This is a genomic window from Azospirillum oleiclasticum (genome assembly GCF_013423485.1).
GTDB classification, from domain to species: domain Bacteria; phylum Pseudomonadota; class Alphaproteobacteria; order Azospirillales; family Azospirillaceae; genus Azospirillum; species Azospirillum oleiclasticum.
Map to the genome: position 1 here is coordinate 146,360 of NZ_JABFFR010000001.1, position 19,996 is coordinate 166,355.

The window sequence follows — 19,996 nt, forward strand, 5'->3', positions numbered from 1 at the left end:
CCTTGCGCTTTGAACAGGACCGGTGCGGGTGCGGGACGGCGTGTCCCGCGCCCGCGCTCAGGTGGGGGATGCCCCCGTCTTCATCAGGATCAGGTCGATGCGGCGGTTGGCCGACCGCCCGTCGGCGGTGGCGTTGCTGGCCACCGGCTCGGTGTCGGCGCGGCCCTCGGCGGTGATCCTACCGCGGTCCTTCAACGCCCCGGCGACGATCTTCAGCACCTCGTCCGCCCGCGCCTTGGACAGGTGGAAGTTGGACGGGAAGCGCAGCTTCATGCCGCCCTGGATGGGCACATTGTCGGTGTGGCCGGTGACCAGCACGCGCCCCGGCTCGTCGTCGATGGCCTCGGCCACGCGCTTGAGCACGGGCAGGATGCCCGTCTCCAGCGCGGCGCTGCCCGACGCGAACATGCCCTGGCCCCGAAGCCGGACGACGATCTCGCTCTGCGTCTCGGTCACCTGCACCAGCCCCTCGGCGATCTCGCGCTCCAGGAACTTGCGCACCCGCTCGCCGCCGCTGGGGCGCGGCGGATCGGGCGGCGGGGGCATGACGGCGATGATGGGGGCGGGCGGCGGCGGTGGGGCCGGCAGGTCGAGCGCCACGGCGCCGGTCGGCGGCAGCGTGGCTGCCTGGGCGTACACCGCGTCGGAACGCCCGTTCAAGAGATAGCTGAATCCGAGGAACAGGAAGGTCACCAGGGCCAGCGCCGCCACCGCCCCGGCCCACACGGGCAGGGCACGGCGGCGGACCACCGCCGGCACGTCCAGCCCCCGCCAGTTGGGCGACAGGTCGGGATCGAAGGCGCCGCGCAGCTTCCGGATGGTGCCGTAGAGCTTGGACCGGTGGCTCGACAGTTCCGACTGGCCTCGGTTCGTGATGCGCGTGCGCCCCTCGAACCCCAGCGACAGGCAGAGATAGCCCAGCTCCAGCAGGTCGCGGCGACTGGCCGGATCCTGCTGCAGGCGGTCGAGCAGCACGAAGACCTGATCGCCGCCGATCACCTCCTTGTGGAAGATGGGCACGAGGTTGTGGGTCGCCCAGGAGCTGTTGCTGCCCCAGGGCGTGTTCAGCACCACGTCGTCCACCGTGGCGCACAGCAGGTAGTTGGCGTAGCGCAGCGTGTCGCCGGTGATCCCGGCGTCCTTGGCGCGGCCATTGAATTCCTTGATGGCGCGCACCGCACGCTCGCGCAGCGCTTCCGGATCAGGCGACTCGGTCTGGCCCCGCAACCGGGTGGCGAGCGCCAGCACCGGCGTGGCCGCCGCAACCAGCGGGTTGATACCGGTCTCCGACATCGCGGCCGGCGGAAGCGGTGCCGGTGCGCTCGCGGCGGGGGCGACGCCCGGCGCCGGCGATGCCCGTCCACCGGGGGTCGGTACTATGACCGTACCTTCATAGTCGTCGGACGTCGGGTCGGAGTTCATCGGCGGATGACCGCATTGTGGAAGGATGCCGCCCGCGGCAGCCCGCGTAGTCTGGCTAAGATATTCGGATCATTCAACACCATGTTGCGCGTTCTTAAGGCGACGGCTGCTTCCAATTCGGGTCTGCGACGGTTCCCGATTCGGTTTGTCGTGGGCTTGTCACAACACACCGGGCGGTCATTGCCTGACGCAAATCGAGCGGTGTCGGCGTTGCCACAGGGGGGGCTCAACGACTGGGTGCGTCCAGGGTTCGCCGGAGGTGGCCCCAGACACCGGTCCAATCATCCTCGTGCCCCTGGCCGGACACGACCATCGGCTGCGGCAATCCGACACGTTCCGTGAACCGGATGACGAGCGCGGGCGGCACCACCGAGTCGTCCGCTCCGGCGGCGTGAAGCTGGGGCAGCCGGCGCAGCCGGTCCCCCCAGACGGTCGGGTCGAGCGACCCGGACAACGGGCTGACGCCATGGTGCGCCGTCCAGGCGGCGTGGTCGAGCGGTGCGGCCATGGTGATCAGGCCGTCCACATCCTCGCGGCGTCCGGCGAGCAGGGCTGCCGCGACACCGCCACCCGAAACCCCGCCGAGCAGCACCCGCGCCGCACCGGTTTCCCGTTTGGCGGCGTCGATCGCCGATCCGAGCGCGTCGATGACCTCCGGCGCGAACCTGTGGCTGGTCCACAGGCGTGACGGGCACGCCGCATCAAGGGCGGCGTCCGCGTACTGGCAGGGCCGGGCGAGATAGAGGAGGCGCGGAGCCGGGTCCGCCACGGCCAGACGCAGCCCCATCGGGTCGCGTGGCGTCGGGTCCGCCGATGGCTGGTTGCGGCTGGCCCAGGCGTAACCGTCGGATTCGATCACCACCACCAGCGGGCCGCGGTCGCCCCGCCGCAGCCATCCCGCCAGGGTGAAGGCGCCGGCCGTGTAACGCCGCGACTCCAACCCGGCGTCCGTCGCGATCCGCCGCGCCAACGCCCGCCGTTCGGCCGGCGTAGCCGCGCAGGCGGCGAGGACGACGACCACCAGGAGCGGGGCGATCGCTGTCCGTCCGACCATGCGCGCGCGTCGCACAGCCATTCAGCCCGCAACCACTCAGAAGGAATAGCGGAGGTTGGCGCCCAGCGTGAACTGGCGCTCGTCGCTTCGCGCCACCTGGGCAGTCGCGGCGAGGCCAAGTTGAAGGTTCTCCATGGCGCTGTAACGGAAGCCGGCGCCGAGCACGGCACCGTTGCGGTCGCCGTCGTCGGAGCGGACGACGTCCCACTCCCACGTCGCGCTGACATAGGCCTGCCCCTTCTCCAAATTGTAGGCGGCCTCGCCGCCCAACTGGATCTGGCCGAGCCGGGTGGCGTCCGGGCTGACCCGCGCGCCGTCGGAGCTGACGTAGCTGTCGAAGCCCTCGCGGGCCCGGTTGTAGCCGACGGTGCCGGTCAGCGTCACCGCGTCGTAGGACTTGAAGGCCGCCAGGGCGGCACCCAGCACATAGCGGTCGGAGCGGCTGTCGCCGTCGGCGATGGTGCCGGCCAGCGTCGTCTGCTCGATGTCGTTCTGCAGACGGCTCCAGGTGCCCTGGACCGACGCCTGCAGCCAGTCGGTGATCAGGTAGCCGGCGTAGAGCGTGGCGGAGCCGCCGCGGGTCTGACGCAGGTTGTTGGTGCTTGAACTGCTGAGATGGGCCTGGTCGTAACCGACCGCGAGCCCGACCACGAGCTTCGGCGAGATTGCGTAGTCGGCGCCGACGAAGACGGTGTTGGTGTGCGCCTTGTACCGGTTGCTGTCGCCGTAACCGCGCAGGTTGCCGTAGGTGTAGTCCACCCACATGCCGATGGCGTTGGCGCCGTTGCCGCCGGACAGGCCGCTCAAGGCGATCATGGCCGCGTTGCCGCCGTCGGCGTTGGCGGCGCGGTAGGTACCGTCCGCGCCGCGGAGCTGGCGCAGCCGGTTGTTGATGGTGGACACCACGGTACGGACCGCGGCGCGCACCTCGGCCGGGGCGGTGTCCTCGACCGAGGCCTCCTGGGCGGCTGCCGAGACGGTGGTGGGGTCGATCGGCACGACCTCCACCACCACGCCGTCGCGCACCAGGAACAGGTAGCGGCCTGGCACGCCGGTGTTGGTCTGCTGGATCAGCGCCGTCACGGTGTTGCTGTCGAGGAAGGCGCCGGCTTCGCCGGAGCCCGGAAGCTCGAAGGTGGCGCCACCCTCCACTCCGTTGGCATAGCCGGCTCGTGCGGCGTTCAGATCCCACTGGATCTGCTGGTAGTTCAGCTCGATATCGAAATTGCCGGCCCCGGTGTCGGCGCGGTCGATCAGCATGATCTGGAAGCTGTTGGTGCGGTCGGTCCCGTTGGGGAAATAGCCGACGCCGTTCCAGTTGGCGACGAAGGCGGAGCGGCCGTTCACTGAACCGGTGCCGTACTGGACAGTGCCGCCGTTGGCCGGGCGGGTGTCCACATCGGACCAGAAGCCGGCGATGATCGGCTGCGCCTGCGCCGACAGCGTGGTCGGCGTGAAGGCCGACAGGCCGGATCGGAAGGTCAGGTTGCCGTTGTTGTTGACGTACAGCGACGTCGTGCTGGTTCCGAAGAAATTGGCGCTGAAACCCAGCGGCGTAGCGTCGGAGAAGCTGTCGTCGTTGCGCGGCAGGGTCGACAGGGAGAAGCCGCTTGTGTCGCGCATCGCCTGCGCGTGCACCGGTTCCGTCGTCAGGGCGGTTGTCCCCAGCAACGCACCCAGCGCGATCAACCCCTTTATCCCGATCCGCATGCCATCCCCCGATCGTGGCAAGTAACGATTTATGCATCGAACCAATTATCTATGACCTGACCAGCCGATGCTGGAAGTACGTACCATAACGATTGCATCGTGACCGTTTCATCCGAAAGTGTTGCTTCCACTTGGCAAGTAATCGACCGCATCCACTTAACCGCTACCGGCGCAATCGGGATTGCGTCAAGCCATCACCGATGGTCGCGGTGGGTCCGGCATGCGGATTTTGCGGGACTGTTGCAAGAATCCTGCATGCAGGAGCGGAGTCGGTCGCGCGTAGCCAGCCATCTGGGGCGACGCACCATCCTCAGCGTCGGAGCCGCCGGCCCCGACGATCATCCCGGTCCACGGGTCGGCGGGCACACACAAAAGCGCCGCCGCCCCTTGCATGGGGCGGCGGCGTGGCGAAACCGGGAATTGGACGTCGGGACGGTGCGTCAGGAGCCGAGGTTGGTGATCTCGACCCGACGGTTGACGCCGCTCGCGGGGTTGGCCGTGTCCAGCAGCATCTGCGACCCCAGCCCGATGGTGTCCAGCCGCGCGGCGGGGATCGAGAAGTTCTGCACGAGATAGTCGCGCACGGCCTGCGCCCGCCGGCGCGACAGGTCGACGTTGTAGTCGGCGCGGCCGGTCGCGTCGGTGTGACCGGAGAGCTGGAAGCGGAACGGGCTGAGATCCGGCGAGGACAGCGCGCGACCCAGCTCGTTCAGGATCTGCGTCGCCCTGGGCGACAGCTCGGCGGAGTTGAAGGCGAACTCCACCTGGAACCGCACCCGCGGGCGGGCGGCCGGCGCGGTGGCCGCCGGTGCCGTGGCGGTGGCCGGTGCGGCCGGAGCCGCCCCGGTGCCGAGCGCGATGCCGCGGGTGCGCACCCCGGCGCCCGGAGCCGGGGGCGGTGCGACCAGGCCGCGGATGAACTCGTCGGCGGTGGTCGCCGCCGGTGGTGCGTCGGCCGCCATGGCGGTGACCGATCCGAGCGCCAGCGATGCGCCCATGAACAACGCGACAAACGTGCTGCGCTTCATGACGTGAACCCCCTCGATCCTGATCATGGGCCGCGCGGCTTGCGCCGGCGGCGGCTACTTCTTGGCTTTGACCGGCTTCTTCGTGGCGGGACCGACCGCGAAGTCGGCCCCGCGGGAGAAGACGGTCGGGAACTGTTCGCTGTTGGCGTAGCGGAAGGCGAAGATCGGCACCTGGGCCACCGCGTTGTCCAGCAGCTCACGCGCCGTCACCACCCCGTCCGCCGGGCTGCGGTCGGCCGCACCCTGCAGCGCCTGGAGCACGGCGTAGGTGAAGGCGCCATGGCCGAGCTGCTCGATCTCCACCGCCAGCTGCTCCTTGGCGGTGGCGGCGAGGATGTGGATGCCGGACTGTTGGCTCAGCGTCTGCAGGTGCTTGCGGTCGGCGAAGCCGTCGAAGGCGCGGTTCAGGGCACCCGACTTGCAGGCGTCGATGAGGACCAGCACGCGCTGCGCCCCGATCCTGAGGATTTGGTCGCGCAGCTCGCTCGCCGGAATGCCGTCGGCCGTGACCGACTTCACCAGCGCGTCGCGGAATGCGGTGACGCTGCGGCCGTCGGACGCCGCCAGCTCGAACGGTACACCGCGGCCGAACTCGGTGGGCAGCATATGCCACGTGTCGTTCGCCGTCTCGCCATGGCCGGCGTAATAGACCATCACCACGTCCTCCGGACGGGTGGACTCGAGCTGTGCGAAGAGCCGCTGGATGTTCGGCCGGGTCGCCTGCCGGTCGTACAGCTCGTACAGCTTGACGGCGCCGAAGATCGGCTTGGCCCCGGCCTTGCCCCACCCGGTCAGGCCACGCGCGTCGGCGACGGCGTAGTTCAGCGCGAGCGCCGGGTTGGCGTACTGGTTGATGCCGACGACCACGAGGTGCAGCGTCGGCGGCGGCGCACCCGGCGGCGCGCTGACCGGCACGGTCGCTTCCGCCGGCAGGCTCTCGATGCGGTTGCCGCCCAGCGCCATCGCGCGCAGGCGGTTGGTGCCCGCTACCAGATCGACGGTGTAGGTCAGCACCCGCACCGGCTGGCCGCCCCGCGTCTCGTCCCGGCTGGCCGTCAGCCGCGCCGGCCCGACCGCCTTGCCGTTCAGGTAGAGGATCACCGTCTCCAGCCCGCCGCCGCGGTCCGTCGCGGTGACGGTGACCTGCGCGGGGCCGACGGCTCCGCCGGACGGCGCCGCAAGCTCGACCACCGGCGGCGGCGCGATCCCGGCCTCCACCGGCGGGGCGTTGGCGGTCAGCATCTGGTTGGGCGCCCGCAACAGCTTCGCCAGCAACCCCGGCTCGTAATAGGGCTCGGCGAAGCTGGGCATCTCGTAGAGTTCCTGGTCGGCCTGCCGCGCGATGTCGGCGACGCCGCCGTCCGATCCGTCGTAGCGCCCGGCGCCGTCCACCACCGACCAGCCGCCGCGCGTCATGATCATCTGCCCGACCGCCGCACCGCTGCGCGCGTCCCACAGCCGCCCGCGCCCGTCCGCCCCCGCGGTCAGCAGCCGCTCGCCAACGGCCGGGAACCCGGCGAAGTCCGCGGCGCCGGCGGAACTCAACCGCGCGCCGCGCGCGTCCCACACCGTCACCGGCTGTCCGGCGCTGCCGGCCGCGACCGTTCCGTCCGGCCGCACCGCCAGGGTGCGGACCGGGCCGTCGCCCGCCCGCATCGTCCGCTCGGGCGAGGCCCGGCCGCCGCGCCAAACGCGGACGCGGCCATCGGCGCCACCGCCGGCCAGCGTCGCCTCGTCGGCGAAGGCCAGCCGGGTGAGTGCGGCGCCGTCGGTGGACAGCGTGCCGGCCACGGCCCCGTTGGCGGTGTCGATCAGCCGCACCGTGCCGTCGGCGCCGCCGGCGGCCAGCCGGGCGCCCGACGGGCTGAAGGCCAGGGCCGCCACCGCCCCGGCGCCGGCGGGCGTGGGGAGGGAGCGGCCGTCCGCGGTGTTCCACAGCCGCACCCGGCCGTCCGCCCCCGCCGCGGCGACCAGCGAGCCGTCCGCCGACAGGGTCAGCGTATCGACAGCGCCCGCTCCGGTCAGCCGGCGCAGCGCGGTGCCGGTGCCGGCGTCCCACAGCGTCACGGTGCCGGTCGCGTCGGCGGTCGCCAGGGTGCGCGTGCCGCCGGCGATGGCCAGGGCGCGCAGCCCGGTCGCCGGTACGACGCCGATCTGCAGGCCGTTTTCCAGATCCCACACGCGTACGCCATCGGCGAACGCGAAGGCCGCGCGCCGCCCGTCGGCCGACGTCTCCATCGCCAGCACCGGGCCGATGGTGTTGCGGACCACCAGCAACGGGCGCAGCGCGTTCTGCACCTGCCGCCGGATCGCGTCGTTGGTGATGCGTGTCTGATTGCGCAGCATGGCCTGGGCCGAGGCCGGCTCCGGCGCCGACACGGCGGCCACACCCAACAGGGCCGCCAGCATGCCGATGGCCGGCAAAAGCGCCGCGGTGCGGCGGCGATGCGTCGTCACGTTCCATCTCCTCGCTGCCGGATCACCTCCGGCCGCCGATCCTGGACGATCACCGATCCCTGGATTGTACATCATGGGCGCACACCCGTCATGTCGGCCGGCGTTCACGGTGCGGCCGAGGGAAGGTCGAAAGCGGGGGGGAGGAAGCGTTCGGCGCACTCCTTCGGTGGGGCGGAGGAGCCCGGCGCCTCGACGAAAGCCGCCAGGATCCCGCCGGCGCAGGCGCTGGCCCCCAGCACGTCGTGCCCGACGCCCCGGAAGCTGACGGCGACCGACCGTGTCAGCGTCCGCCGCAGCCCGTCGACGCGCGACCGCGCCACCAGCGTGTCGTAGGCGCCGGTCAGGATCAGGGCCGGGGCGTCGCTGACCACCGGGTCGTAGAAGGACGGATCGACCGGCGGCAGCCCCAGCACCGGGCAGGCCACGTCATAGTCGGTCTCCACGTGGTCCGGCGCCACGAAGGGATGCAGCGCCGCCGCCTCGGCGCGCGCCCGGCCGGCGTCCACGCGCGGCCGGTTCTCGCGGCAGCCGATCACGAGGTTGAGGCCATAGGCCAACTCGTCCAGTGGCTTGGCGATGTCGTCGGGCAGCAACACCCGCCGCACCGCCGTCGCATCGTTCGGCAGCCGCCCCGTCGCCATGCGATCGAGCCGGTCGAGCAGGGCGGGCACGGCCGTCATGCCGGCCCCGGCGCCGAGCCGGAACCCGACCACCGGGGCCACCGCGTCCCAGCCGACAGTGCGCGCCGCGTCCCCCCCGGCGTCGCTGGTGCGCAGCAGGAGCGGCCGGTCCGTCAGGGTCTTGGCGAGCTGCGCCACGCTGTTGCGGATGTTGGGGTAGGCGCGCGCGCAGTCCGGCTGCGCGGCGCAATCCTCCGCCATCATGTCGAAGGCGCGGCGGGTGTCGCGGAAGCGGTCGAGGTCGAGCCAGGTGGCGTCGACCGTGCTCGGCGAATTGAGCACGAGGCTGCGCACTGCCGCCGCGTCGATGCGCAGCAGCGCCTGCGCCAGCACCGCCCCGTAGGAGGTGGCGAGCAGGTTCCAGCGCTCGATGCCCAGGGCGTGACGCAGCGCCAGCAGGTCGCGGGCGCTCTGCCGGGTGTCGAAATGCGACAGGTCGATGCCGGCCGCGCGGAGCGGCGCGAAGCACTCCCGCACCGCGTCGGCCGTCAGGCCGCCGTACCAGAAGGTCGCCGGGCCGATGCGGTCGCAGCGCAAAGCGGGCGTCGAGCGGCCGGTGCCGCGCTGGTCCACCAGGATCACATCGCGGGAACGGCGCACCGGCTCCAGAACCTTGCCCATGACAGCCGCCTCCGCGCTGCCGGCCTGGCCGGGGCCGCCGCTCAGCACCAGAAGCGGGTCGGCCACGGGGGCGGGGGCGAGCGACGGCAGCACCGTGACGAACATCGTGATCGCGGTGCCGTCCGGCCGCTGCCAGTCCAGCGCCGCGTGCAGATGCGCGCAGCGCGCGGCGGGGCCGGGCAGGGGAAGGGGCGGGCAATCGGCCGGAGTCAGACGCCCGACGGCTGGCCTGACCGGCTCGGACGGGACGGGCGGTGGCGCCATTGCCGCGGGCGTCGGGGCCGCGGGCGTTCCGGTGGGGGACGTTGTTGGCGGCGCAGCGGCGGGGGGTGGTGCCACCGCCGCCGTCACCGCTGGGGGAGCGTCCCTCGATCCGTCGCGCAGCATCACGACGCCGCCCGCCGCGAGGGCCAGGACCGCCAGCCCGGCACCGGCGACGAGCGGCCAGCGGCGGGCACCGCCGGCCGGCGCTCCGGGGGGCATGGTCAGCGGCTCCGCGTCTCGAAGAACACACTGTGCGCGGCGACCACCTGTCCGGCGCCGTGGGCGCGGGCCAAGGCGCCCCGGAAGCTGCCGACATAGTCGCGCACCGGCTCCACCTCCGCCCGGTCCGACCGGAACAGCGGCGACTGCGTCAACACCGCGACGATCATCCCCGGCCCATAGGGCGGGGAGATGGTGTAGACCCGCTCCTCCGTCGTTGCCGACGCGTGGTCGGCACCCAGCGTGAGGGAGCCGCCGGCGGCCAGCTTGTCGTTCCGGCGCAACGGCATTGGCAGCATGTGCACGGCGTTGCCTTCCAGGTCGTAGTAGTCGACCGTCAGGAAGCCGCCACGCGCCCCGGCCTTCACGGTGAGCGTCAGCACCTCGCCGTCGCGGTAGACCAGCGACGGCCGGTTCATCTCGATCCGGATGCGGTCATTCGCGGGCACGGCTTCGGCCGACACCGGCTGCACCATCGACAACAGGTCGCAGAAGGGCCAGGGGCGGACGGCGATCTGCGGCGTCAGCTTGGCGGAGACCGGCAGCCGCCCGATACGGTCGCGCAGCGTGGCCGCGTCCGCCTCCGACCCCGCATAGCCGGCCAGCAGATAGCCGCCCGACGTCTCACGGATGTCGATGCCGGAACAGCCGACGTTGCGGTTCACGTCCTTCGCCGCGGCGCGCACATCCTCCAGCGAGGGCGGTCGCACCACCGCCACCTGCTCCGGCGCCGGGGCGGGCGGGGCGGGGGCAGGTGCCGGCTGGGGCGCCGGCTGCGGTGCCTGGGTGGCCGCCGGCGGGGCTGGGGACGGGGTGGGTGCCGGCTGGGCGGCTGGAGGCTCCGTCCGCGGCGGGGTCAGGAGCTGGGGTTGGACCGCCGCTGTCTCCGGCCTGGCGGGCTCGGTGCGCGGCGGCTCGGTGTTGGCGGGTGCGGTGGGCGTCGTCGGCGTCGGTGTCGGTGCGGGCGACGGCTCGGCAACCACCGCCGCGGGCTGGGGCGGTGGCGGTGCGGTCGGGGTGGCGACGGCCGGGATCGCCGGCGGCGTCGGTGCCGGTTCGATTGCCGCGGCCGGTGTGGTCGGAGCGGCGGCGGTGGAGGACGGCGTGTTTGCAGGCACCGCAGGCGGTGCGGTGGGTGTGGAGGTCTCGGCCGTGGCCGTCGCCGCGGGTTGCGCGGGCTGCACCGTCTGTGTGACCGGTGGCTGTGGAGCCTGCGCCTGTTGTGTCGACTCGCCGGGCTTCAGCGCGACGAAGGCGCCGCCGGCCACCGCCAGCGCGACGACAGCCGCGGCGGCGATCTTGCCGACCGGCATGCCGCCGGTCTTGCCCGGCCGCTCCTCGCCCTTGTCGTTGGCCGGCAGCGGCGTGGGCGGCAGGGTGGCGGCCTTGGGCAGAAGCGCCAGGATGCCGGCGAAGTCGGTGGGGCGGTCCTTGGGGTCGGGGGCCAGCATGGCGGCCAGGGCCGGCCGGATGCGGGCGGGCAGGTCCGACAGGTCGGGGGCCGCCATGCGGGCCTGGATGGCGGTGGACGGGTTGGCTCCCATGTCCAGCCGCTTGCCGCGGACCGCCTCCACCAGCACCAGCCCGATGCTGTAGATGTCGGAGCGCGCGTCGACCGAGCCGCCATACATGCCGAACTGCTCGGGCGAGGCGTAGGAGTATTTGCCGGCGAAGGCATCGCCGATGATCGTCCCCGCCTCGTTGGCGAGCTGCTTGGAGATGCCGAAATCGATGATTTTGGCCGCACCCACCTGCGCGCCGGGCAGGATGATGTTGTCGGGCGACAGGTCGCGGTGGACCACGCCCTTGGCGTGCGCCGCCGACAGGCCGGCCGCCATGCGCTCCAGCAGGGTGATGCCGTCCTCCTCGGACAGTGGTCCGTCGCGCAGGATCTTGCCGAGCGACGGTCCCTCCACGAACTCCATCACCAGGTAGAGACGGCTGTGGGCGTCGCGGTTGATGCCGTCGTAGGCCACGACGGCGTCGTGCCGCACCTGCCGCAGCACCGACGCCTCGCGCCGGAACAGCTCCACGACCGCCGGGTCGGCGGCGTATTCGGGCAGGATCACTTTGATGGCGTGGGCGGTGCCGAGCTCCACATGGCGGGCGCGGTAGACACGGCCCATGCCGCCGCGCGCGACCACCGCCTCGATCTCGTAGGTGTGGCCGAGGATGGAGCCGGGCTGGATTGTGCTGGATTCGCCACCTGTGGAGGCGGCCGGTGCGGCGGTGGAGGTTGCGGGCTGTGTGGCGGCACCCGTGTTGACCGCGGTCGCCGCGGCATCCTGCGGCGGCGCCGTCGCCTCCCGCGCGGCCGGTGTCCCGTTGATGGCGGTCGGCTCGGCGGCGGTGGGGACCGGCTGCACCGGGGCGGCCGTGTTCACCTGCGTCGCACCTTCGTCGGGAACCGGAACGTCGTCGCCGGCGTTCTCGGGACGGGGCGCTCCAGTTCCGCGGCCGGTCAGGCCCGAGCTGGTGATCAGGGTGCGGTCGTCGTCGAGAGGCGGCTCAGCCATGATGCCCATGTCGCGTGGGACGGCGCGCTGCGGACGGCCCGGAGCGCGGTCACGAAAACCCTACAAGATGCACACAACGGGCCGCAACCATGCATCGATGGTTGTATGCCCACCGTCCGGCCGTTGCGGCGTTGTCACAGCGCACCATATCCAGGTCCTGTGCCACCGAAACGCGAAGGGCAAAGCGACGTGCATCGTTCCATGATCACCATCCTGTCGGCCGTCGCGGCGACGCTGGCCGTGACGGCGCCCATCCTGGCGCAGACCGCTCCGCCGGCAGGCTCCGGTGCCATCCTGCGGTCGGAGACGCGGACACTGAACCGCGCCACGCAGGAGCAGACCCGCGAGCGCCTGCAAAGCACGGCCGCTGGCGCCGAAAGCACGACGCGGACGACCGTCGTCACCGACGGTGCCGCGATCCGTGCCACGCCCGCCCCCGACGGTGCGGTCATCGGCCGTCTGCCCAAGGGCGCCCGTGTCGTCGTGGCGGGGATCGATCAGGGCTGGTACCGGCTGGATCTCGGCGGCGGGCAGGGCTTCGTCGCGCGCGCCGATCTGAGGTCGCACTGAGCGGTTCCGGCGAAAACCCTAGAAATCCTTCGGTTGATTTTCTGGCCGGTCTGACCAAGCTATGGCGCGCGGGCGCGTTCGCCCGTGTGCAGACGCGCTTGGTCGCCGGGGTGTTTTGGTCATGTTGGAAGCGAAGGACATCTTCTCCCACCGCCCGTACTGGGCGCAGCGGTTCGGCACCGCGCCGTTCCTGCCGACCTCGCGGGAGGAGATGGATCTTCTGGGCTGGGACAGTTGCGACGTCATCGTCGTGACCGGTGACGCGTACGTCGACCACCCCAGCTTCGGCATGGCGATCATCGGGCGCCTGCTGGAGGCGCAGGGTTTCCGCGTCGGCATCATCGCCCAGCCGGACTGGCAGAGTGCCGAACCGTTCAAGGCGCTGGGCAAGCCCAACCTGTTCTTCGGCGTGACCGCCGGGAACATGGACAGCATGGTCAACCGCTACACGTCCGACCGGCGGCTGCGCCACAACGACAGCTACACGCCGGGGGACGAGGGCGGCAAACGGCCCGACCGTGCGGTGATCGTGTATTCCCAGCGCGTGCGCGAGGCGTACAGGGACATCCCCATCGTCATCGGCGGCATCGAGGCCAGCCTGCGCCGCATCGCGCATTACGATTACTGGTCGGACAAGGTGCGTCGCTCCGTCCTGGTGGACAGCCGCGCCGATCTGCTGGTCTACGGCAACGCCGAGCGCGCCATCGTGGAGATCGCGCACCGCGCCGGCCGGGGCGAGGCGCCGCGCGAGATGCAGGACATCCGCGGCACCGCCTTCATGCGCGACGCGGTTCCGGAGGGCTGGACCGAGATCGACAGCAGCGAGCTGGACGACGAGGGCCGCAGCCCGCGCGCCACCGCGCCGCGCGAGACCACCGTCATCCGCCTGCCGTCCTACGAGCGGGTGCGTGACGATTCAACGCTCTACGCCCACGGTTCCCGCCTGCTGCATCTGGAATCCAACCCCGGCAACGCGCGGGCGCTGGTGCAGCGGCATGGCGACAAGGATGTGTGGCTGAACCCGCCGCCCATTCCGCTGACCACGCCGGAGATGGACGCGGTCTACGGTCTGCCCTACGCGCGCGGGCCGCACCCGATCTATGGCGACGCCCGCATCCCGGCGTGGGAGATGATCCGCTTCTCCGTCAACATCATGCGCGGCTGTTTCGGCGGCTGCACCTTCTGCTCGATCACCGAGCATGAGGGGCGCATCATCCAGAGCCGGTCGGAACAGTCGATCCTGCGCGAGATCGAGGAGATCCGCGACCGCACCAAGGGCTTCACCGGCGTCATCTCCGACATGGGCGGCCCGACCGCCAACATGTACCGCCTCGCCTGCAAGGACAAGGCGATCGAGAAGGTCTGCCGCCGGCCGTCCTGCGTCTATCCCGACATCTGCAAGAACCTGAACACCGACCACACGCCACTGATCAACCTCTACCGCAAGGCGCGCGACATCAAGGGCGTGAAGAAGATCAACATCGCGTCCGGCCTGCGCTACGACCTCGCGGTCAAGAGCCCGGAATACGTGAAGGAGCTGGTCACCCACCATGTCGGCGGTTACCTGAAGATCGCGCCCGAGCACACCGAGGAGGGGCCGCTCTCCAAGATGATGAAGCCGGGCATGGGCGCCTACGACCGCTTCAAGGAGCTGTTCGACAAGTACGCGAAGAAGGCGGGGAAGGAGCTGTACCTGATCCCGTACTTCATTGCCGCGCACCCCGGCACCACGGACGAGGACATGATGAACCTCGCCATCTGGCTGAAGTCGCACGGCTTCCGTGCCGATCAGGTGCAGACCTTCCTGCCCTCGCCGATGGCGACCGCGACCGCCATGTACCATTCCGGCCGCAACCCGCTGCGCCCGATCCGCCGTGCGGGTGGGGAGGCAGTGTTCGCCGCCAAGGGGCTGAAGCAGCGCCGGCTGCACAAGGCCTTCCTGCGCTACCACGACGCCGAGAACTGGCCGCTCCTGCGCGAGGCGCTGAAGCGCATGGGGCGGGAGGATCTGATCGGCCCGTCCAAGCACCATCTCGTGCCGCCCTGGCAGCCCGCCGGCACCGGGCTGGCTGGCGGCGAGGGCAGCCGCACCGGGCGCAAGCACGGCACCCAGACCTTCCTGACCCAGCACGCCGGCAAGGGCCGGCGGATGCCGCAGGGCGCCGGGCGGAAACGCGGGTAGTGTCGCCTGTTCACACAGGGTGAACGGCGTCGTTACGACCTGTGCGCCGGCCGGGCCTCGCCCGTGCCGCGGCGCTGGCGCACCTCGATCTGGCTCATCCCGAAATAGAAGAAGGCGAAGATCGCCGTCAGCAGCAGGGCGAAGCTGGCGATCTCGTCGATCGGCTTCATCACGTAGGACATCAGCAGGGCGACCATGCCGTAGACGATGGCCGCGACACCCTTTGTGTTCATGGTTTCCGCATAATCGAAGGAGCATTGCGGGCAGCGGCAGATCTCCTCACCCGCGTCGGAGACACCTTCGATACGATGCATGAACCGCCCTCCCCAAGCCTGTTTTGTGCGGCATACTAACCCACAAGGCCGGCATGGGCATCGGAAAATTCAGGTTCTTGCGCGCGGCTCGCCACGACCTTCGACTTCGTGCGCGAATGGTGTTCCGGGTGCAACAGACTGTCGTGCGGGGTCAGCAGGAAGCGCCGCGCGACGTCGGCATAACCACGGTAGACCAGACCGCCATTGCCGGCGATCAGCGCATCCCGGCGCTGCCGGTAGACGGCAGGGATCGCGTACCAGGGCAGGCCGGGCCGCTGGTGATGCACCACGTGCAGGTTGTTGTTGAGGAACAGCAGGCTCAGGAGCGGAGCCCCTTCGACGATGGCGGTGCGGTGCTCCACGCGGTCGGCGGCGCGGTGCTCGGCGAAGGAGCGCACCAGGGCCAGACCGCAGCCGGGATAGACGAACAGCAGCGCGTACTCCCACAGCGGCAACCCGCACACGCCGGACACCCAGCCGACCACGGCGGCGACCCCGATGCCGTGCGTCAGCCAGACGCGCCAGACCGGACGGTCGCGGCCGGCGAGCCGTGCCGCCTGATCCCGCAGGAATCCGCCGATGGCAAGCGCCGGCCCCAGCGTCACGCGGCCGGCAAGCGTGGCGTTTGCCTGGGTGAGCGCGCGCCGCACGGGTCCCAGGGCGGCCCATTGCTCCGCGGTCAGATAGCGGGACTCCGGATCCTCCAGCGGGTCGGTGAGGTGCTGGTCGCGGTGATGGGCGAGGTGGCTCTCGCGGTAGACCGCGTAGGGCAGCCACAGGCTGAGCGGCGGGAAGCCGATGGCGTCGTTGATCCGCCGACTCCGCGTCGGGTGGCCGTGGATCACCTCGTGCTGCAGGGACATGTGCCACGCGATCATCCAGGCGCCCGCCGGCAGCAGCAGCCACCAGGGCAGCGTCGCGGCGTGCCAGGTGAGCAGGCCCCAGCCGCCATAGACGGCGACGGCGAGCGCCCAGGTCGGCAGTTCGAGGCGGCGGGCAAAGCTCCGCCGGTCGCGGGCGCGGTGGCGCGCTCCACATGGACGCGTGTGTGACGGCATGTCGTATTCGGATGGTGGGGCGTTGAAGTTCCCCATTTCAACCATGCATCCGGCGGCACTTCCACGAGGGAATGCGCACGTTCCGCGGCATACGCGCAAGCTGCGTCAGCATTGTGGACAGACACCGGCGTATGGTGATAATCCACATCATCCGCTGTGAAAGCACCACACCCGCCGATGGACCGCCGCGACACCGTACGCCTGTTCCGCGAACGCCTGATCCAGGTGATCGAGGAGTCGCGGCTGAGCCAGACGGCCTTTGCGCAGGCCGTCGGCATGGACCGCTCCACCCTGTCGCAGCTCCTGTCGGCGGCGAACGACCGGCTGCCGCGGGTGGAGTCGGTGGTCGGCATCGCCGCGCACTGCCAAACCTCGGTCGACTGGCTGCTGGGGTTGAGCCAGCGCCGCCATCTCGGCGCCGACACCATGCAGGAGGCGTTGCAGGTGGAGCGCGACGCGCCATCGCCGGTCGACGACCGGCTGATGCGCTGGCACGCGGAGGCCGCGGGCTACAAGATTCGCCATGTCCCGTCGACCTTCCCCGACCTGCTGAAGACGGAGGAGGTCATCCGCTTCCAGTACGCGGCCTTCGCCACCCGCGATCCGCAGCGCGGCATCGAGACCGCGCAGGCGCGGCTCGCCTATCTCCGCCGGCCGGAAACCGACATGGAGGCGTGCAACGCCCTGCATGTGCTGGAGGGCTTCGCCCGCGCCGAGGGCATATGGCAGGGGCTCGACGCCCGCCTGCGCCGCGCCCAGATCGAGCATCTCATCGCGCTGTGCGAGGAGCTGTACCCGACCTTCCGCTGGTTCCTCTATGATGGCCGGCGGGTGTTTTCGGCGCCGGTGACCATCTTCGGGCCGCTGCGGGCCGCCGTCTACATGGGCCAGATGTATTTCGTCTTCACCTCGACCGACAACATCCGCACCCTGACCCGCCATTTCGACGACCTGATCCGCGCCGCCGTCGTACAGCCGACGGAGGTTCCGGCCTTCCTGCGCGACCTGTTGAAGGACATCCGATGACCCCGCTCCGGCCCGCCGCCTTGCCCATGTACGACCTGCCGGAGCTGCGGCCCGCCAACGAGGCGCTGTGGGGTGGAATCGCCCGGCACCTGCGCGCCGCCGGGGTGGCCGCGGTGCCCGACGCGCTGACACGGCCGGACGACCTGCACGCCTTCTGGCGCACGCCGGACCTGCTGCTCGCCCAGACCTGCGGCTACCCGCTGACCACCGCCCTCGAAGGTGCCGTGCGCGTGGTGGCGACACCGCGGTACGCGGCCGCCGGCTGCGCGGGCGCGTGGCATGGCAGCGTGATCGTGGTCCGCCGGAATGACCCGGCAGATGGGCTCGCCGACCTGCGTGGCCGGGTGGCGGCGATCAACGCGCGCGACAGCAACACCGGCATGAACCTGTTCCGCGCCGCCCTGGCCCCCGTGGCCGAGGGCCGGCCCGTCTTCGCGCGCGTGATCGAGACGGGCGCCCACGCCGAAAGCCTGCGGGCGGTGGCGGAGGGGCGGGCGGACGCCGCCGCCATCGATTGCGTGACCTTCGCCCACCTCCGCCGCTGGCGTCCGGCCTGGGCGGAGGCCGTGCGCGTGCTGGCCGAGACACCCGCCACCCCCGGCCTGCCGCTGGTCACCGCGGCGGCCACGGACGACGCGACGGTTGGCGCGTTGCGCGACGCTCTCGCCGTGGTCGCCGGCGATCCGGCGCTGGCGGACGCGCGGGCCACACTGTTCCTGAGCGGCTTCGACTGTCTGCCGCAAGAAGCGTACGCCCGCGTGACCGAGCTGGCCGACGAGGCGGCCCGGCTCGGCTACGCGGAGCTTGCCTAGCCCGTCACAGCGTCTTCAGATACTCCACCAGCGCGCGCCGCTCCTCGGGCGACAGGTAGCGGCCGATCACGCCGTTGCCGAGCGGGCCGTCCTTGAACTCGTGCCCGGTGTTCCGGTTGCCGGGAAGGTCGGTGCGGACCTTGAAGCCGCCCTCCAGCTCCCGGTTCACATAGCCGACATCCTTCGGGTCGTACTCGCGGTTGCCGAGCCAGAAGCTCGCCGGCCGTTCGGCCACCGGCGACAGCAGCGCGTACAGAGTGGGCACCGAGCCGTTGTGCAGGTAGGGTGCCGTCGCCCACACGCCGTCCAGCGGGCGGGCCTTGTACTGGAGCGGTGCCCGGATGCCGTTGGGGCGGTAGCCGTCCAGCTTCGGCCGCTCGGGCGTGGGGACCTTGGCGTCGTTGTAGGCCTGGGTGACCACCTTCTCCACCACCTCGCCCAGCGCCGGGCCGAACCAGTAGCGGCCCTGCTCGTCGGGCGTCTTGGCGTCCTTGGTCAGGCCGATGTAGTCGGGCACGGCCACCTTGCGCTCGGCCAGCGCGTTGGCCTGGGCCGGGTCGGTGCCGACATAGGAGACGTCCACCATCTTCATCTTCAGGTAGCGCCAGCCGGCGGCGTTGGCCTTCGGGTCGCTCCACAGGGCCGGGTTCCAGAAGGCTTCCGTGTTCGGCGGCGGCAGGTGGCAGCCCTGGCACAGCTCGCCGTACAGCGTCTCGCCCTTCTTCGCGAGGTCGGCGTTGACGGCCGGCATCTCCTTCGGCCAGGCGGGTGCCCGCAGGCCGGTGAAGCCTTTGGCGGTAAAGGGCTGCTCCGGCCCGGCCAGGAACTCCTCCATCTCGTAGACCTCGCGCACCGGGATGCTGGAGGTGAAGAGCGGCGTCTTCAGGCCGGTCATGTTGACCATGGCGGCGACACCCATCGCCTCGCCGGCGTTGCGCACCATCGGCTGCTCGATGGAGCCGTTGTACTGCACCCAGTCGTACCAGGAGGTCGCCCAGATGTGCGGGTAGCTCACCGGCGCGTTGGTCGGCGCGTAGTTCTGCGGGACGGCCAGATCGATGGCGAAGACTTGGTTGCCGATGCGGTTCAGCGCGTCCAGCCGGCCGAAGCCCTCCGCCACGCTCTGCGGTCCCACCTTCTGATCGAGCAGCATGAGCTGCTCGCCCTTGGCGAGGATGGCCTGGAGCTGGACCTTCAGCGCCGTTTTCGCATCCGCCGACGGGTTGGCGCCCAGCACGCGCTCCGCGAAGCGGTCGAAGCGGCCGGGCACCAGCGCCGAGGCGGTCAGGCCGATGGAAATGCCGAGCGCCGTGCGGAACTTGCCGAGGTCCGTCAGCGCAGCACCGCCGTCCACGATGAAGCGGGTGCCCTTGTATTCCAACTGCCCGGTGTGGCAGGCGGCGCAGGACAGGCCGATGGCGCTGAACGGCTTGCCCGTTGCCGGGTTCGGGAAGGGCTGGCCGGTGGTCGGATCGACGATCGGCGCGCCCTTGGAAAAGCCAACCGGCAGCCCGTCCGGGTTGTAGGCGTTCCTGTTGTCGGGCGGGATGATGAAGCCGACCCGGTTGAGGTAGGCCGGATCGCTCAGCAGACCCGTCTCCCACAGGGTGAAGTCCGGCTGTTCCAGCGCCAGGAACCACTCGTAGGGAATGCCGAAGGTCAGCGTCCCCTGGGAGGCGTGATAATACCAGTCGCGGTCGTACGCCTTGGGATCCGGCTTCGGCGCCGCCTTGGGGTCGGCCCAGCCCTGGTCCAGCCACACCGTCCTTTTCGGCGTGTCGTATTTCGGAAGCGTCGGCGCCTCCGGCACGCACCCCGTCAGCGCCAGGGCGGCGGCGCCCAGCGCCGAGCCCAGCAACACCCGCCTGAACGAACCCATCGCATCCCCCGTTCTGCCCGATCCGGCAACCTGTGCCCTTGCGCGGCATGCGTGCACGGCGGGACGGTTGCTCCCGTGGTTGAGACTGATGTGGCAATCGAGGGGATTCCAGAGTTTCGCGTTGCCTCCGTCGTGCATCGGCGGTTCCGCATATGCCCGTAGGCAGGCACGGCGCGTCCGCACA

Annotated in this window: 14 protein-coding genes; 4 read left to right on the forward strand and 10 right to left on the reverse strand. The window is 70.9% G+C overall.

The features are described from left to right. Window positions 1–57 precede the first annotated feature (57 nt). From icmH to HL658_RS00725, 7 genes are all read right to left on the reverse strand, one after another. On the reverse strand, window positions 58–1,293 hold the full coding sequence (icmH, locus tag HL658_RS00695; protein ID WP_246337221.1) for a type IVB secretion system protein IcmH/DotU: 1,236 nt from the start codon (window positions 1,291–1,293) through the stop codon (window positions 58–60). Window positions 1,294–1,648: 355 nt separating this feature from the next. Continuing rightward, complete coding sequence (locus HL658_RS00700) at window positions 1,649–2,476, reverse strand: alpha/beta hydrolase (RefSeq protein ID WP_180279976.1); 828 nt, start codon at window positions 2,474–2,476, stop codon at window positions 1,649–1,651. 36 nt (window positions 2,477–2,512) lie between these two features. Then, complete coding sequence (locus HL658_RS00705) at window positions 2,513–4,186, reverse strand: nidogen-like domain-containing protein (protein WP_180279977.1); 1,674 nt, start codon at window positions 4,184–4,186, stop codon at window positions 2,513–2,515. A 440-nt stretch (window positions 4,187–4,626) separates the two neighbouring features. Further along, complete coding sequence (locus HL658_RS00710; RefSeq protein WP_246337222.1) at window positions 4,627–5,214, reverse strand: OmpA family protein; 588 nt, start codon at window positions 5,212–5,214, stop codon at window positions 4,627–4,629. Window positions 5,215–5,268: 54 nt separating this feature from the next. After that, the gene (locus HL658_RS37590; RefSeq protein WP_180279979.1) at window positions 5,269–7,671 is read right to left on the reverse strand and encodes a caspase family protein; all 2,403 of its coding nucleotides are present in this window, start codon (window positions 7,669–7,671) and stop codon (window positions 5,269–5,271) included. A gap of 104 nt (window positions 7,672–7,775) precedes the next feature. Continuing rightward, on the reverse strand, window positions 7,776–9,455 hold the full coding sequence (locus HL658_RS00720; protein ID WP_180279980.1) for an alpha/beta fold hydrolase: 1,680 nt from the start codon (window positions 9,453–9,455) through the stop codon (window positions 7,776–7,778). 2 nt (window positions 9,456–9,457) lie between these two features. Further along, on the reverse strand, window positions 9,458–11,971 hold the full coding sequence (locus tag HL658_RS00725; protein WP_180279981.1) for a serine/threonine-protein kinase: 2,514 nt from the start codon (window positions 11,969–11,971) through the stop codon (window positions 9,458–9,460). A gap of 189 nt (window positions 11,972–12,160) precedes the next feature. Between HL658_RS00725 and HL658_RS00730 the strand changes: the two genes are divergently transcribed. Together HL658_RS00730 and HL658_RS00735 are read left to right on the forward strand one after the other, a co-directional pair. After that, window positions 12,161–12,541 (forward strand): SH3 domain-containing protein, encoded by a 381-nt coding sequence (locus HL658_RS00730; RefSeq protein ID WP_180279982.1) that lies wholly within the window; start codon window positions 12,161–12,163, stop codon window positions 12,539–12,541. Between the two features lie 121 nt (window positions 12,542–12,662). Then, entirely contained in the window at window positions 12,663–14,723 is a 2,061-nt protein-coding gene (locus HL658_RS00735; RefSeq protein WP_180279983.1) for a YgiQ family radical SAM protein, read from the forward strand. Between the two features lie 32 nt (window positions 14,724–14,755). Here HL658_RS00735 and HL658_RS00740 read toward each other — a convergent pair whose 3' ends face one another. Together HL658_RS00740 and HL658_RS00745 are read right to left on the reverse strand one after the other, a co-directional pair. Continuing rightward, complete coding sequence (locus HL658_RS00740) at window positions 14,756–15,037, reverse strand: hypothetical protein (protein ID WP_180279984.1); 282 nt, start codon at window positions 15,035–15,037, stop codon at window positions 14,756–14,758. Between the two features lie 35 nt (window positions 15,038–15,072). Then, a complete protein-coding gene (locus HL658_RS00745; RefSeq protein WP_180279985.1) occupies window positions 15,073–16,095 on the reverse strand; it encodes a fatty acid desaturase in 1,023 nt (340 codons plus the stop codon). A gap of 177 nt (window positions 16,096–16,272) precedes the next feature. Between HL658_RS00745 and HL658_RS00750 the strand changes: the two genes are divergently transcribed. Both HL658_RS00750 and HL658_RS00755 read left to right on the forward strand, forming a co-directional pair. Beyond that, entirely contained in the window at window positions 16,273–17,121 is an 849-nt protein-coding gene (locus HL658_RS00750; protein ID WP_180279986.1) for a helix-turn-helix domain-containing protein, read from the forward strand. After that, entirely contained in the window at window positions 17,118–17,933 is an 816-nt protein-coding gene (locus HL658_RS00755) for a phosphate/phosphite/phosphonate ABC transporter substrate-binding protein (protein ID WP_180279987.1), read from the forward strand. The genes HL658_RS00750 and HL658_RS00755 overlap by 4 nt, the downstream gene beginning before the upstream one ends. A 4-nt stretch (window positions 17,934–17,937) precedes the next feature. Here the strand turns inward: HL658_RS00755 and HL658_RS00760 are convergent, their stop codons facing one another. Further along, complete coding sequence (locus HL658_RS00760; protein ID WP_180279988.1) at window positions 17,938–19,812, reverse strand: di-heme-cytochrome C peroxidase; 1,875 nt, start codon at window positions 19,810–19,812, stop codon at window positions 17,938–17,940. Window positions 19,813–19,996 lie beyond the last annotated feature (184 nt).